Origin of the sequence: Streptomyces sp. MBT65 (assembly GCF_016612545.1) — a bacterium.
Lineage (GTDB): Bacteria > Actinomycetota > Actinomycetes > Streptomycetales > Streptomycetaceae > Streptomyces.
The window spans coordinates 106,215-121,000 of record NZ_JAENRY010000001.1 but is presented as its reverse complement, the minus strand read 5'-3'; the positions used below and the strand labels follow the sequence as shown (position 1 = coordinate 121,000).

The 14,786-nt window shown below is 70.8% G+C and carries 15 protein-coding genes; 6 read left to right on the top strand and 9 right to left on the bottom strand.

The features are described from left to right. The first annotated feature begins 15 nt into the window (after positions 1 to 15). Genes JHN63_RS00630 through JHN63_RS00610 form a run of 5 tightly spaced genes read left to right on the top strand, consistent with a single transcriptional unit; the run spans position 16 to position 5,115 of the window. Positions 16 to 1,215: a CaiB/BaiF CoA-transferase family protein gene (locus JHN63_RS00630; protein WP_200676617.1), complete on the top strand. Its 1,200-nt coding sequence runs from the start codon at positions 16 to 18 to the stop codon at positions 1,213 to 1,215. Next, positions 1,212 to 2,045 (top strand): enoyl-CoA hydratase/isomerase family protein, encoded by an 834-nt coding sequence (locus JHN63_RS00625; protein WP_200676616.1) that lies wholly within the window; start codon positions 1,212 to 1,214, stop codon positions 2,043 to 2,045. The genes JHN63_RS00630 and JHN63_RS00625 overlap by 4 nt, the downstream gene beginning before the upstream one ends. Then, the gene (locus JHN63_RS00620) at positions 2,038 to 3,183 is read left to right on the top strand and encodes an acetyl-CoA C-acyltransferase (RefSeq protein ID WP_200676615.1); all 1,146 of its coding nucleotides are present in this window, start codon (positions 2,038 to 2,040) and stop codon (positions 3,181 to 3,183) included. The genes JHN63_RS00625 and JHN63_RS00620 overlap by 8 nt, the downstream gene beginning before the upstream one ends. An 11-nt stretch (positions 3,184 to 3,194) precedes the next feature. Beyond that, positions 3,195 to 4,343 (top strand): acyl-CoA dehydrogenase family protein, encoded by a 1,149-nt coding sequence (locus tag JHN63_RS00615; protein ID WP_200676614.1) that lies wholly within the window; start codon positions 3,195 to 3,197, stop codon positions 4,341 to 4,343. A gap of 46 nt (positions 4,344 to 4,389) precedes the next feature. Further along, the gene (locus tag JHN63_RS00610; RefSeq protein WP_200676668.1) at positions 4,390 to 5,115 is read left to right on the top strand and encodes an SDR family NAD(P)-dependent oxidoreductase; all 726 of its coding nucleotides are present in this window, start codon (positions 4,390 to 4,392) and stop codon (positions 5,113 to 5,115) included. A gap of 1 nt (position 5,116) precedes the next feature. Here the strand turns inward: JHN63_RS00610 and JHN63_RS00605 are convergent, their stop codons facing one another. Continuing rightward, positions 5,117 to 6,412 (bottom strand): amidohydrolase family protein, encoded by a 1,296-nt coding sequence (locus JHN63_RS00605; protein ID WP_307781776.1) that lies wholly within the window; start codon positions 6,410 to 6,412, stop codon positions 5,117 to 5,119. After that, a complete protein-coding gene (locus JHN63_RS00600) occupies positions 6,361 to 7,395 on the bottom strand; it encodes a CoA transferase (protein ID WP_234475579.1) in 1,035 nt (344 codons plus the stop codon). Before JHN63_RS00600 ends, JHN63_RS00605 begins: the two co-directional genes overlap by 52 nt. Before the next feature lie 70 nt (positions 7,396 to 7,465). On the opposite strand from JHN63_RS00600, the gene JHN63_RS00595 reads away from it, so the two are divergent. Further along, a complete protein-coding gene (locus tag JHN63_RS00595) occupies positions 7,466 to 8,440 on the top strand; it encodes an enoyl-CoA hydratase/isomerase family protein (RefSeq protein ID WP_200676613.1) in 975 nt (324 codons plus the stop codon). Positions 8,441 to 8,499: 59 nt separating this feature from the next. On the opposite strand, the gene JHN63_RS00590 is transcribed toward JHN63_RS00595, so the two are convergent. The 7 genes from JHN63_RS00590 to JHN63_RS00560 are packed head-to-tail and all read right to left on the bottom strand — an operon-like array spanning position 8,500 to position 14,719. Then, complete coding sequence (locus JHN63_RS00590; protein WP_200676612.1) at positions 8,500 to 9,228, bottom strand: enoyl-CoA hydratase-related protein; 729 nt, start codon at positions 9,226 to 9,228, stop codon at positions 8,500 to 8,502. Then, positions 9,225 to 10,520, bottom strand: coding sequence for an amidohydrolase family protein (locus JHN63_RS00585; RefSeq protein WP_200676611.1), 1,296 nt, complete (start codon positions 10,518 to 10,520; stop codon positions 9,225 to 9,227). Before JHN63_RS00585 ends, JHN63_RS00590 begins: the two co-directional genes overlap by 4 nt. A 26-nt stretch (positions 10,521 to 10,546) precedes the next feature. Continuing rightward, positions 10,547 to 10,864, bottom strand: coding sequence for a hypothetical protein (locus JHN63_RS00580; protein WP_200676610.1), 318 nt, complete (start codon positions 10,862 to 10,864; stop codon positions 10,547 to 10,549). Then, positions 10,830 to 11,213, bottom strand: a complete 384-nt coding sequence (locus JHN63_RS00575; RefSeq protein WP_200676609.1) for a hypothetical protein — start codon at positions 11,211 to 11,213, stop codon at positions 10,830 to 10,832. Before JHN63_RS00575 ends, JHN63_RS00580 begins: the two co-directional genes overlap by 35 nt. Beyond that, complete coding sequence (locus JHN63_RS00570; protein ID WP_200676608.1) at positions 11,210 to 11,917, bottom strand: ABC transporter ATP-binding protein; 708 nt, start codon at positions 11,915 to 11,917, stop codon at positions 11,210 to 11,212. The genes JHN63_RS00575 and JHN63_RS00570 overlap by 4 nt, the downstream gene beginning before the upstream one ends. Beyond that, entirely contained in the window at positions 11,914 to 12,624 is a 711-nt protein-coding gene (locus tag JHN63_RS00565) for an ABC transporter ATP-binding protein (RefSeq protein WP_200676607.1), read from the bottom strand. Before JHN63_RS00565 ends, JHN63_RS00570 begins: the two co-directional genes overlap by 4 nt. Next, complete coding sequence (locus JHN63_RS00560) at positions 12,605 to 14,719, bottom strand: ABC transporter permease (RefSeq protein ID WP_200676606.1); 2,115 nt, start codon at positions 14,717 to 14,719, stop codon at positions 12,605 to 12,607. Before JHN63_RS00560 ends, JHN63_RS00565 begins: the two co-directional genes overlap by 20 nt. Positions 14,720 to 14,786 lie beyond the last annotated feature (67 nt).

Sequence of the window (14,786 nt, the reverse complement as noted above, 5' to 3'; positions counted from 1 at the left end):
ATGGCGCCCTCCGAGATGACGACAACCACCGGGCCGCTGACCGGAATCACCGTGGTCGCGTTGGAGCAGGCGATCTCCGCTCCCATGTGCACCCGCACGCTCGGCGACTTCGGCGCCCGCGTGATCAAGGTGGAGAACCCCCAGGGCGGCGACTTCGCCCGCCACTACGACGACGTCGTCAAGGGCCTCGGCGCGCACTTCGTCTGGGTCAACCGGGGCAAGGAGTCGGTGGCCCTGAACCTGAAGACACCCGGCGGCATGGGCGTCCTGCACCGCCTGCTGGAGCGCGCCGACGTCCTCGTCTCCAACCTCACACCCGGCACCACGGCCAAACTCGCCCTCTCCCCCACCGACTTGAGGACCCGTCACCCCGGTCTCATCGCCGTCGAGATCGACGGCTACGGCCCAGGCGGCCCCCTCTCCCACAAGCGCGCCTACGACCTCCTCGTCCAGGCCGAGTCGGGCGCCTGCTCGGTGACCGGCCACCCCGGAGCACCGGCCAAACCGGGACCGCCGATGGCCGACGTGTGCAGCGGCCTGTACGCCGCCCTGTCCGTCGTCGCGCTGCTGTGCGGCAAGGGGCGCGGAGTCGGGCCGGGCGTCTCGTCCGTCGCGGTGAGCCTCTTCGACACGATGACGGAACTGATGGGCTACCCGCTCATCTACACCCAGCACTCCGGCATCGAGCAGCAGCCGCTCGGCTTGAGCTCGCCCGCCGTGGCACCGTACGGCGCCCACCGCACCGCGGACGGCCACACCGTCATCCTCGGCACGACGAACGACCGTGAATGGCAGCGCCTGGCACGGGAGTTGATCGGCCGGCCCGACCTCGCGGACGACCCGCGCTTCCGGAGCAACGCGGGCCGGGTGGAGCACCGGGCCCTGCTGGAGCCGGAGATCAGCGCCTGGTGCGCACGGCACGATCTCGCCCACGTGCAGGATCGCGCGGACGCGGCCGGGATCGGCAACTCCCGCTACAACACGACCAGCGACGTCATCGCCCACCCTCATCTCCAGGCCCGCGACCGGTGGCGGGAGATCGACACGCCGTCCGGTCCGGTCCCGGCGCTGCTGCCGCCCCCGGTCATCGCCGGGTACGACCCGCCGATGGGCGCGATTCCCGCTCTCGGCCAGCACACGGACTCCGTTCTGTCCGAACTCGGGCTGGCGGACGAGGAGATCGCGGTTCTCCGGTCGCAGGGAGCGGTGCGATGAGCGTGCCGCCGGTGCTTCTCACGAGTGACGCCGACGGTGTTCGGACGCTGACGCTGAACCGGCCGGAGCGCAAGAACGCGATCGACGCCGAACTGTGGGACGCCCTGAGAACGGCGCTCTCCGCGGCGGGCAGCGACCGTACGGTGCGGGCGCTGGTCCTGACCGGTGCAGGCGGCGCCTTCTGCTCCGGGGCCGACATCCGCAAGGGTGTCAGCGACGAGCATCCCCTGTACCGGATGCGGACCCTGACCGAAGTCACGCTGCTGCTGCACGAGTTGCCGATCCCCACCGTCGCCAAGGTGAACGGCGTTGCGGTCGGCGCCGGTTGGAACCTGGCGCTGGGATGCGACTTCGTCGTGGCCACTCCGGACAGCACGTTCTCGCAGATCTTCGCGCGCCGTGCCCTGTCCCTGGACTGCGGGGGCTCGTGGCTGTTGCCGAAGCTGGTGGGGTTGCAGCAGGCGAAGCGGCTCGTGCTGCTGGCCGAGACGATCGACGCCGAGGAGGCCCACGCGCTGAACCTGGTGACCTGGGTCGTGGACTCCGACAAGATCGACGTCTTCGTGGACGACCTCGGCTCCCGCCTCGTGGCGGGCGCGCCCGTCGCCCTCGCCCAGAACAAGGCACTCCTCAACGAGAACGCCGATCGCACCCTGCGTGAGGCCCTTGCCGGTGAGGCACGGGCGCAGGCCATGAACTTCGCCACGACAGACGTCCCGGAGGCTTACGCGGCGTTCACGGAGCGGCGACCAGCCCACTACACGGGGCACTGGGCCGTTCCGAGAACACCGGCGCCGAAAGCAATGGAGGACAGGACACGTGATGCGTGAGGCAGTGGTGGTGGCAGCGGTCCGCACCGCCGTGGGCAAACGGAACGGCGCTCTGGCCGGTGTGCACGCGGCCGACCTCTCCGCCGTCGTCCTGAACGCCCTCGTCGACCGCACGGGGCTGGATCCCGGGGTCGTCGACGACGTGGTGTGGGGCTGCGTCGGCCAGTTGGGCGACCAGTCGAGCAACATCGGCCGCTACGCGGTGCTGGCCGCGGGGTGGCCCGAGACCATCCCGGGGACCACGGTGAACCGGGCCTGCGGTTCGAGCCAGCAGGCGCTGGACTTCGCCGCCCAGGCGGTCATGTCCGGCCAGCAGGACGTCGTGGTGGCGGGCGGGGTGGAGGTGATGAGCCGGGTCCCGCTCGGCGCCTCGCGGGCCGGCGGGACGCCGTACGGCCCCCGAGTGCTCGCCCGTTACGAGGGGTTCTCCTTCAACCAGGGTGTCTCCGCCGAGAAGATCGCACAGAAGTGGGGGCTGGGTCGGGGTGTGCTCGACGAGTTCGCCGCGCTGTCGCACGAGCGGGCGGCTGCCGCGCGGGACGGCGGGGCGTTCGACGCGCAGATCGTGCCGGTGACGACCGACACCGGCTCGGCGGCTGTGGACGAAGGCATACGGCGCGGTACCAGCAGCGCCACTCTCGCGAAGTTGAAACCGTCCTTCCAGGAGGACGGGGTGATCCACGCGGGCAACTCCTCCCAGATATCCGACGGAGCGGCAGCCCTGCTGGTGACGACCCCGGAGAAGGCTCGCGAACTCGGCCTGACACCCATCGTGCGCTACTGCGCGGGCGTGGTCACCGGCTCCGATCCGGTCCTCATGCTGACCGGGCCGATACCGGCGACGGAGAAGGTGCTGCGCAAGGCCGGCATCGGGCTGCCGGAGGTGGGCGTCTTCGAGGTCAACGAGGCCTTCGCGCCGATCCCGCTCGCCTGGCTGGCCGAGACCGGCGCCGACCCGGCCCTGCTCAACCCGCTCGGCGGCGCCATCGCGCTCGGGCATCCGCTCGGCGCGTCGGGTGCCGTCCTGATGACCCGCATGATCCACCACATGCGGGACCACGGGATCCACTACGGACTGCAGACCATGTGTGAGGGCGGCGGCACCGCCAACGCCACCGTCGTAGAACTCGCTTCCTGACAGGGGATGTTGTGCGCCGAGACGTCTTCACCGACGACCACGAGGCGTTCCGCCGGCTAGCGCGGGACTTCATCGGCAAGGAGGTGGTACCTCACTACGCCGAGTGGGAGGAGACCGGCCGACTCCCCCGCACCATCTTCGAACAGCTGGGCTCGCTCGGCCTGTTGGGCATGGCCGTCCCCGAGGAGTACGGCGGTGCGGGACTCGACGACTACCGCTACAACGTCGTCCTCCAGGAGGAAGCGGCCCGCGCCCTGGTGACGTTGGGGACTGTGCGCACCCAACTCGACGTGGTTCTCCCGTACTTCCTCGCCTACGCCGACCGGGATCAGCGTGAGCGCTGGTTCCCCGGCCTCGCCTCCGGGAAGCTGTTGACGGCCGTCGCGATGACCGAGCCGGGCACCGGCTCCGATCTCGCCGGGATCCGTACGACGGCCGTGCGCGCCGGGGACTCGTACGTCCTGAACGGTGCGAAGACCTTCATCACCGGCGGACTTCTCGCCGACCTGGTCATCGTCGTGGCGCGGACGTCGACCGACCCGGACAACCGCCGCGCCGGGCTCACCCTGCTGGTCGTCGAGGACGGCATGCCCGGCTTCACGCGCGGCCGGGTGCTGCACAAGCTGGGCATCAAGGTGCAGGACACTGTGGAGTTGGCCTTCGACGACGTACGGGTCCCGGTCGCCAACCGGCTCGGCGAGGAGGGCGCCGCGTTCGGCTACCTCGGCCACAATCTCCCGCAGGAGCGGATGACGGTGGCGGTCGGCTCGGTCGCGCAGGCGCGGGCCGCTCTGGACACCACGATCGCGTACGTCAAGGAGCGCAAGGCGTTCGGGAAGACGGTCGCGTCCTTCCAGAACACGAAGTTCGAACTCGCCGCCGTGGCAGCCGAGATCGAGGCGGCGCAGGCGATGCTGGACCGGGCGGTGCTCGAACTCGTCGCCGGTGAACTGAGCGGACCCGACGCAGCCAAGGTGAAGTTGTTCTGCACCGAGATGCAGGCCCGTGCGGTCGACCGCTGCCTGCAACTGTTCGGCGGTTATGGCTACATGCTGGAATACCCCATCGCCCGGCTCTACGCGGACGCACGCATCACCCGCATCTACGCCGGGACCAGCGAGGTCATGAAGGTCATCATCGCCAAGTCCCTCGGATTGTGAGGCGGTTACGGTGCCGGACTTCTCCAGCAGACCAGGTGTCGCGTTCGTGGCGGGCGGCTCGGGCGGGATCGGGGCGGCGGTCGTCCGGCTCCTCGCCGAGCGCGGCAGCGACATCGCGTTCACCTACCGGGCCAACCAGGAGGCGGCGGAGGCGATCGCCACCGAGGTCACCAAGCTGGGCCGCCAAGTCCGTTCGCTACGGCTGGACTTGACCGACGAGGCCGCGACAGCCGAGGCCGTGGCCGAGGTGACCGGCGGCATCCACACCCTCGTGTACGCGGCGGGCCCGCACGTGCCGATGCGGCATCTGAGCAAGGTCACGCCGGGCGAGTACCGCGCCCAACTCGAGGGCGACGCCGTGGCGTTCTTCAATCTGGTGCATCCCTCGCTGCCGTTGCTGCGCGCGAGCCGGGGCAACATTGTCGCCGTGACGACCGTCGCCACCCGCCGCTTCCCGGTACGGGACGGGCTGTCGTCGGGCGCGAAGGGCGCGGTCGAGGCGGTCGCGCGGGCGCTGGCCGCCGAGGAGGGCCGGTACGGCGTCCGCGTGAACTGCGTGGCTCCCGGCATGCTCAACGACGGTATCGCCGGCCGACTGATCAGCTCCGGCGAACTGGACGAGGCCGCGCTCGCCGTCACCCGGCGCAACATCCCGCTGCGCCGCTTCGGCGACGCGACCGACATCGCGGAGGCGGTCGCGTTCCTGGCCTCGGACCGGGCCGGGTTCATCACCGGGCAGGCGTTGGGAGTCGACGGCGGGTACAGCGTGTAGGTCAGGGCAGCGTGATCCGACGGCCTGACACGTAGGCGGCACGGACCAGTTGCCCGGACAGGTCGCGGAGTGCCTCATGCAGCGGTACGTGGAGCAGACAGAGGTCGGTGACCGCGCCGACCTTCAACCGCCGGGTCCGGGCAGGGTGTTGGGGCTCGCCGGTGAACAGCCGTAGCGCCGCGGCGGGTTCGAGTCGTTCGCCCTCGTCCCGCTCGGTGGCCGCTCGCATGACCGCCCAGGGGTCCGAGGTGCCGTACGGCGCGTCGGTGCCGGCGGCGAGCGGAACGCCCGCCTCGGTCAGGCTCCGGCAGCGGTAGAGGTGCGGCAGGTCGTCGGCGTCCACGTCGGTGGCGTACGCGTCGCCCCGCTCGACCGGGAAGTGGGGCTGGGTCACGACCGTCACCCCGAGGCGTCGTAGCCACGGGATCGTCTCGGCCGGGATCACCGAACCGTGCTCGATCCGGTCGCCGTCGGCCGGCCCCACCTCGTCCAGGGCGAGCAGCGTCACCAGCAACTGCACCCGCGTCACGCAGTGCACGGCGACCGGCCGGGGCCTGATCTCCCTTATGGTGCGCGAGAGTTGGGCGGGAGTGGGGAGAGTCGGATCGTCGAGCATCAGCTTCACGGGCTCGTCGACGCCCATCACCAGGAGCCGTTGCGGCAGGACCGACAGCATCTGGGTGAGCCCGTTCGCGGGGTGCGGATCGGCGTTGGTGAACCCCGTGACGCCGAGCGCCGCTGCCCGCCGTCCAATTCCCTCCAGATCCAACCGCGTTGGCGGCACGAACCCGCGCAGCCGCTCGTCCTCGCGCCAGAACCGCCCATCGCCGTCCAGCCCGGCCGCCCGCAGCGCGGCACTGTTCCACACCCATAGCGCACCGGTCCGATGCTGCACCCGCACAGGCCGATCCGGCGCGAGGGCGTCCAGCGTCCAGCGGTCCAACTCCCCTGCGACGCTCTCGTGGTAGCCGACCGCCCGCACCCACTCCCCCGGCGGCCCACTCGCCAGGGCCGCCGCGAACGCCGTACGATCACGGACCTCCGTCGGCCCGACCCGCACGGAGGCGACTTCGGCGGCCAGCGCCGCGAGGTGTACGTGGTGATCGTGCAGGCCCGGCAGCAGCGCACCGCCCCGACCGTCCACGTCACCCGGACCCGTCAGTCCGGGCCCGATCTCGGCGATCCGGCCGCCGTCGATCCGTACGTCCACCGCCGTCGCGTGGCCCTCGACCTCCACGTTCCTGATCAGCACGGCGGGGAGACCGTGGTTCGTGAGTCCGCGAGCGTCGCGGCGCACGCCGCCATGGAAACGCAGAGCAGTTCTCCGCCTCCGGCGGCGAGGGAACGGGCCGCGGCGTGGGCGGCGAACACGCCGGTGACGGGATCGGCGAGCGCGTCTCCGAGGAAGACGGGGTCACCGTTCGGGTCGACGCCCGTCAGGCCGCCGGCCACGGCAGCGTCGTCTCCGAAAGCGATACGGTCGTTCTCGCGTCCGTATCCGGTGATGCCTACCCACACCCGGCCGGGGCGGGCGGCGAGGAACTCCTCGGCGCGGAGACCGAGCCGACGCAGTGCGCGGGGCCGTGACGCCTCGATGACGACATCGGCCTCCGCGACGATCTCGTCCAACGCGCCGGGGGCGAAATCCACGACCCTGTTCGCGTGCCCGTCGTGCAGCCAGCGGTAGAAGGTGGGCGTCCCCACGCGCGCTCCGTCGGGTCGTGTCGCGCTCTCCACCTTCAGCACCCGCGCGCCCGCCAACCCGAGCAGCCGCGCGCACAGCGGTCCCGCCCAGAGCGCGGAGAAGTCGACGATCCGTAGGTCCGCCATCGCGCGGGGACCGCTCCGTTCACCCCACCGCTCGACGCGGACCGCAGGCCGTACTCCCTGGGCCGATCCCGCTGCCGCGGCCGCGATGCCGAGCAACTGCGCGGACTCGGCGGCTTCGGCCGCTGTGACCCGCGGCAGCGCCGTGCGCAGGCCTCCGGCCTCGTCCGGCGAGCCGAGAAGGGCCAGCAGCGCGGGTACGGCGGCCAGGTCGTCGGGACGGGCCAGGTTCACGGCGGCCCAGCCGTCTGCGGTTCGCAGGAGGTGGCAGGAGCCGTTGGCCGATGTCCTGCCCGGGCGTTCCAGGCCGGCCAGTTGCGCGCGTAGGAACAAGGCGGTCGGCAGGTCGACCGGCACACCCGTCAGGTCCGTGAATGAGCGGGCGATGTCGGCAAGGGGGGCCAGGAACGGCTCGACGGAGTCCATCCAGGCGCGGAGAGCGTGGTTCTCCATGAGCTGAACCCCCTTCTCTCCCCAGGTGATCTCAAATTACACTCCGGTCGACACCTGGAGGGAGATCACTGTGGAGTCGCCCTTCGTGACCGTCGACCTGGACCGCACCCTCGCGCATGAGACGGACGCCTGCGATCGCGACCGTGTTGTGGTCGGTGTGGCGGCGGAACCCGGGGACCCGGTCGAGGTGTGCGACATCCTGCTCACCGCTGTTCCCGATCCGCCCCGGCCCTGGGTGGGGTGTGCTGATCCGCAGGCCACGGCCCGGGAGTTGGGTCGGATCGTCGAGAGCCGACCCGCCGCTTCCGTCGCGCTGGTCCAGGTGCTGCGGATGGGCGGTGGCCTCTCGATCCCCGACAGGCTGATTCTCGAATCCCTCGCTTACTCGACGCTTCAAGGGGGAACCGCCTTCCGGTCCTGGCTGGCCGCCGCGCCCCGGCGCACTCCCCGCCCCGCCGAGACTCCCGTACGGCTCGATCGTGACGGTGACCGGTTGTCCATCGCCCTGGACCGGCCCTGGGTGCGCAACGCGTTCGACGCGGCGACGCGGGACGCGCTGTGCGAGGCACTTCAGGTGGCCGTGGCCGACCCGTCGATCAGCCGAGTCGATCTACACGGCAACGGTCCCGCCTTCTGCAGCGGCGGCGACCTCGCCGAGTTCGGTACGTCGCGTGATCCGGCGCAGGCCCACCTGGTGCGGGTTCATCGCAGTCCGGGCGCGCTCCTGCACCGTTGTGCTCCCCGGGTGACCGCCCATCTGCACGGTGCGTGCGTCGGCGCGGGGATCGAGCTCGCGGCTTTCGCGGGGCGGGTGGTCGCCGCGCCGGACACGGTGATCCGGTTGCCGGAGATCGGGATGGGACTCATTCCGGGCGCGGGCGGTACGGCCAGCATCCCGGTCCGGGTCGGGCGGGAGCGGACGGCGTATCTCGCCCTGTCCGGGGTGGAGTTGAGCGCCGGGGAGGCGTTGCACTGGGGGCTCGTCGACGAGATCACCGACATGGACGACGTGACTGCCGACTCGCAGGAAGCGGTCCGCTCCTGAGCTTCCCTCCGGTGTCCCCGACAGCCACAGAGACGGTCGTCGGGGACACCGGGGTTCGGTCACTTCCCGGTCCACACCGGGCTTCGGCGTTCGGCGAAGGCGCGTGCGCCCTCCGCCGCGTCGGCGCTCCTGAACACCGACTCGACCTCTGCCGGTTCGGCCCAACGGCGTTCCCGCATCAGCTTCTTGGTCATCGCGACGCCGAGAGGGCCGTTCTCGGCGATGCGTCCGGCCAGGGTCAGCGCCTCCTCCAGCACCTTCTCCGCCGGTACGGCTCGGTTCACCAGGCCGAACTGCTTGGCGTCCGTCGCGGTGACGAGGTCGCCGGTCAGGCCCATCTCCAGGGCGACGGCCAGCGGTACCCGGTCGGCGAGGGTCGTACCGCCTCCTGCGGCGAACAGGCCCCGTCTCACCTCGGCGATCCCCAGCTTGGCGTCCTCGGCGGCGACGACCAGGTCGCAGGCCAGGGCGAGTTCGAAGCCGCCGGCGAGTGCCGAGCCGTTGAGGGCGGCGATCACCGGGGTGGCGATGCCCTCGCGGAAGAACCACACCAGGCCGTCGAACCGGCCGCCGCCCTTCGCGAACGCCTTGAGGTCCATGCCGGAGCAGAAGACCGTTCCGGCGCCGGTGAGGACGATCGCCCGGACCGCCGGGTCGGTGTCCGCTTCCCGCAGCACGACGGAGAGTTCGTCGATCAGCTCCGGGCTCATGGCGTTGCGGACCTCGGGACGGTTCAGGGTCGCCACCAGGACGGCACCGACCCGTTCCGTCAGGACCAGGTCGCTCATCGGGCCGCCGCCACGGCCGCCCGTGCCTTGGAGCGGAACGCCTCCAACTTCTCGGCGGGCTCGATGAGTTGGTGACTGCGGGAGCGGGTGGAGACGTCGTGGCCCTCGGCCGCCTTGCGCAGTGCGCCCACGGTGGCCTGTTCTCGCGGAATGTGCGCGAAGGGGTCGAAGGAGTACCAGCGCATCGCGTTCTCGAAGGTGATCTTCCGGGCGTCGTCGTCGGGGACGTCGCAGCTCGTCAGCACGTCGTGCAGTTGCTCGGGGGCGTCGGGCCACAGCGAGTCGCTGTGCGGGTAGTCGCCCTCCCAGCAGATGTTGTCGATGCCGATGTCGTGGCGCAGCCGTACACCCAGCTTGTCGGTGATGAAGCAGGTCAGGAAGTGCTCGCGGAAGACCTCGGAGGGGAGCTTGCCGCCGAAGTCCTGGAGGGTCCAGGTGGAGTGCATCTCGAAGGTGCGGTCGAGGCGCTCCAGGAAGTACGGGATCCACCCCGTTCCGCCTTCAGAGAGGGCGATTTTCAGATGGGGGAACTGCTTGATCGGGGGCGACCAGAGCAGGTCCGCTGCGGCGGAGACGATGTTCATCGGCTGGAGCGTGATCATCACGTCGGGCGGCGAGTCGGCGGCCGGGACGGCGAGCCTGCCGGAGGAGCCGATGTGCACCGACATGACGGTGTCCGTGTCGGACAGCGCGCGCCACAGCGGGTTCCAGTACGGGTCGTGGAAGCTCGGGTAGCCGAGGACGGCGGGGTTCTCGGTGAAGGTGAGCGAGTGAACGCCCTTCTCGGCGACCCGGCGCACCTCCGCCGCGCACAGCTCCGCGTCCCAGATGGCGGGCAGCGCCATCGGGATGAAGCGGCCCGGGTAGGCGGCGCACCACTCGTCGATGTGCCAGTCGTTGTAGGCCCGGACGAGCGCGAGGGAGAAGTCCGTGTCCTCGGTGGCGAAGAGCCGGGCCGAGAAGCCGGGGAAGGACGGGAAGTTCATCTGGGCGAGGATGCCGCCCGCGTTCATGTCCTTGATGCGCTCGTGCACGTCGTAGCAGCCGGGGCGGATCTCGTCGAGACCCTGGGGTTCGACGCCGTACTCCTCCTTGGGCCGGCCGGCCACCGCGTTGAGCGCGGAGTTGGTGATGGTCGCGCCGCCGAACTGCCACACGTCGGTTCCGTCGTCCCGGTGGACCAGTTGGGGCGCTTCTTTCTTGTAGCGCTCCGGGAGGTGGTTCACGAACATGTCGGGGGGTTCGATGATGTGGTCGTCGACGCTGATGAGGATGAGGTCGTCGCGGTCCATGACGGCTCCTTACGGGGGTGGGTCGGTCAGTCGGAGGCGGGCAGCGGCTTGGCCGCCTTCAGGGTCATGGGAGCGCCGTCACAGGTCAGTTCGCCCGCGCCGGAGGCGGTGCAGAGCAGTTCGAGCGTCCCGGTGGCGTCGACGTACCGCTTGCCGATGAGGGTGGTGGTGCCGGCCGGTCCGGGCTTCGCCGGAGGCGCTTCGGCCGCGGGGACCAACGGGCTGCCGCCGCAGGCGAGTTGGGGCCGTACGTCGGCGGGTGCGCGGATGACGACCACGCGGGTGCCGCAGACGGTGCTGGCGAGTTGGTCACCGGGGCGCGGCGTCGGTGCCGGTGGGGTCATGGCGGAGTTCCCTTTCGAGCAGGCGGTCGGCGAGGAGTTCCACGTCGTAGGACTGACGCGCCATCCAGTACCGCAGGAAGCCGGTGAGCGAGTACCGCAGGAAGAGCGCGGAACCGACGACACTCCCGGCGACCGCGGCCAGGCCCAGGGTGAGAGCGTCGTTCTGCACCAGTGGGTCGCTGGTGTTGTGCGAGATGAAGTAGGCACTCACGCCGAGGACGACGCCGATCGTCATCAGGGCGGCGCCCGCGCGCAGCCAGAGAGCGGCCTTGCCGGCGGCGGGGTCCGGGATTTTCAGGACGGTGAGTTCGCGGACGAAGCGGTCCGCTCGCGTCTCGGTGGACGTCATGTGGAACTCCCCAGGTAGAGAGCGGACAGTTCGGCGCGCAGGCCGCCGTCGGGGTGGCCCTGCCGTTCGACCCGGCCGCGGACGAGAACGGCGGCATGGTCGCAGATGTCGAGGACCGCGGCGGCGAACTGCTCGACCACCAGGACTGCCACGCCCTGCCGGGCGATCTCGCCGACCTGCTCGTAGAGCCGGCCGACGACCAACGGGGCTAGCCCCATGGAGAGTTCGTCGAGCAGCAGGACGGCGGGGTCGGTGGCGAGGCCGCGGGCGAGGGCGAGCATCTGCTGTTCGCCGCCGGAGAGGGTGCCCGCCGCCTGTCCGGCGCGCCGGGCCAGGACGGGGAAGCGGGCGAACGCGATCTCCTCGATCTCTTCGCGGCCGCGGCCGGTGAAGGTCATCATGAGGAGGTTGTCGCGGACGGACAGGTTCGGGAACACACCTCGTCCTTCGGGGATGAGGCAGACCCCGGCGCGGGCCAGGTCGCGGGGGTCGGCGCCGGTCATGTCCCGTCCTCCGAGCAGGAGTTGGCCCGATTCGGCGGGGTGGACTCCGGCGGCGACGCGCAGGGTGGTGGTCTTTCCGGCGCCGTTGGGGCCGAGCAGCGCGACCACCTGTCCGGCGGCGACGTCGAGGTCGACGCCGTGCAGGACGGTGATGCGTTCGTGGGCCGCGCGGATGCCGCGCAGTTCGAGAAGTGCGCTCACGCGTCCCCCAGGTAGGCGGCGAGTACCGTTTCGTCGCTGCGGATCACCTCGGGCGGGCCGACGGCGATGATCTTGCCGAGGTCGAGGACGTACACCTCGTCGCAGACGGCCATCACGAGGCTCATGTCGTGCTCGACGAGGACGACGGCGGTGCCGTCGCCGGTGAGGGCGCGCAGGAGTTCCGCGAAGCGCTCGGTCTCCTCCGCGTCCTGTCCGGCGGCGGGTTCGTCGAGGAGAAGCACCTTCGGGCGTATCGCGAGGGCCCGTCCCACCTCGACGAGGCGGCCGACTCCGGTGGGCAGGGCGTCCGGTGAGGTGTCGGCGAGGCCGGTGAGGTCGAGGCGGTGCAGGATCTCGGTGACGACCTGGTCGGCCCGGCGGCGTTCGGGTCCGAGTTCGGCGGCGACGAGGAGGTTGTCGCGCACGCTCAGCCGACCGAACAGTTCCAGGCGCTGGAAGGTGCGGGCGAGTCCGTGCCGGGCGCGTGCGGAGGGGCGGGCCCGGGTGACGTCCCGGCCGTCCAGCCGGACCTGCCCGGAGGACGGTCTGCGCAGTCCGGACGCGACGTCGAACAGGGTACTTTTTCCTGCCCCGTTGGGTCCGATGAGTCCGGTTACCCGGCCCGCCTCGGCGGTCAGGCCGACCCCGTCGAGAGCGCGGTTTCCGCCGAAGGAGACGGTCACTCCACTAACCTGCAGCGATGCCACGGGCCAGCACCTCCTCGTCCTCGAGGCGCCACTCGCGCCGTAGGCCCCACCACTCGACGGGGATCTCCGGCTCGGCCGGAACGGCCTGCCGTGCGTCCGCCCAGGAGCGGAGCGCCACGGCGAGAAGGAGTGAACCGCCGTAGTAGGCCCAGTCGTTGATCACGTCGCCGAAGCGCAGCGCCCAGGCCAGGGCGAGGACGCAGAGGAGGGCGGGGAGCGCGATGCGGTCGCGGGCGAGGGGCTCCCACTGGCGGCGGAAGCGGGAGACGATGCCGTCGGGGTTGTGGCCGAGTCCGACGCCGGCGAGGCCGGGGAGCAGGGCGACCAGGTTCGCGGTGCCGGGGGCGACGGCGATCAGGGCGTTCGTCGGGCCGACGAAGGCGGTGCCGGCGAAGAGTCCGTTGCCGACCGCGCCGAGTCCGCCGACCACGGCGACAAGGAAGATCGGCAGTCCCGCGATGAGGCTGAACTGGTCGGCGGTGACGGTGCGTTGCTGCATTCCGTACAGAGCTCCGCCGAGTCCCGCGATGCCGGAGGCGAGGGCGAACACGGCGACCTTGGCGACCAGGAGGTTGCCGCCGAGGGTGGCGTACGCGGCCTCGCTGTCGCGCAGGGCGATCAGCCGCCGGCCGAAGCGGCTGCGGCGCAGGGTGGCCACACCGATCGAGGCGAGGGCGAGACAGACGGCGGCGAACACCATCAACTCCCTTCCGCTGTCGAGTCGTAGGCCGAAGAGGTGGGGTCCGGAGACGTCGACCGAGCCCTGGTCGAACAGGGCGATCCGCAGGCCGAAGACGTGGAAGGCCGGGATGGTGAAGATCCAGCGGTCGAGGATCACGGCGAACGCGGCTGTGCCCAGGGCGAGATACACGCCGGAGAGTCGCAGTGCGGGCAGGGCGACCAGTGCTCCGGCCGCCGCCGAGACGAGGATCGCGGCTCCGAGCGCCCATAGTTCGCCGTGGGCGCCGAGGTGTCCCCAGACGACGGCTCCGATGCCGGCCATGCTGAGCTGGCACAGGGAGACCTGTCCGGCGTACCCGGCGAGGGGAACGTACGAGAGTGCCACTACGCCCAGCGAGAAGATCGCTCCGTAGGTGATGAGGTCGGCTTCTCCGAGCAGGGAGGCCAGTACCGCGCCGAAGGTGACGACCACCGCGGCGAAGACGAGCGTGCCTCGCGCGCTTGGTACCGGCACGCGGGCCAGCCGTCGTTCGCGGCCTCGCAGGCGTCGGTGCGGGAACACCAGCAGGGCGAGGAAGAGGAGGAGCGCGGGGGCGGCGAGCCGTAGTCCGGGAAGGTATTCGTTCTGCGGCAGATAGCCGGTCAGATAGCTCTCCATGCAGCCGACGACGACCGCGCCGAGGAAGGTGAGCGGCAGGCTGCGCAGCCTGCCGAAGACGGCCGCGGTGTACGCGCTCACGATCAGCAGGGAGAGCTGGGCGGCGTCGAGTGTGACGGTCGGGGCGATCAGGATGCCGCCGATCGCGGCCAGTTGAGTGCCCAGGATCCACGAGACCCGGCCCGCCCGGACCGGGTCGGCGCCGGTGAGGCCGACCAGTGCCCGGTCGTCGACAGCCGCGCGCATCTCTGCTCCGGCGCGGGTGCGGTAGAGCAGGATACGCAGGCCGATCGCGACGGCGACGGCCACTGCCATGGTGATCGCCTGGTGCCAGGTGATGACGGCCGGGCCGAGGTGGAAGGGCTTGCGGTCGGCGAAGAACATCGGCAGGGGGCGCGCCACGTTCGGGTCCCAGATCCAGCGCGCCGCCGCGATGAGTCCGCTGAGCAACGCGACCGTCATGACGAGCCGTTCGGCTTCGCCGAGGGCTTGGACGGGGCGCAGTACGAACCGTTCGACGAGCAGCCCGAAGGCCGGGGCGAGCACGAGCAGCACCACGACCAGGGCGACCGGAACGGGCCAGCCCCAGCCGACGGTCAACTGCCAGTACATGAACGCGGACAGCGTGCCGGCCGCGCCGTGCGCGAAGTTGAACACGCCGGTGGTGGTGTAGGTGAGCACGAGCCCACTGCCGATGACGGCATAGATCGCGGCCGTGCTCAGGCCGACGATCCCGAAGGTGAGGAACTGGTCCATCGCGTCGGATCTCCCCTCTCCATCGCTGGAAACTAGCTTCTCATCTACGGAGAATCAACCATTCAGA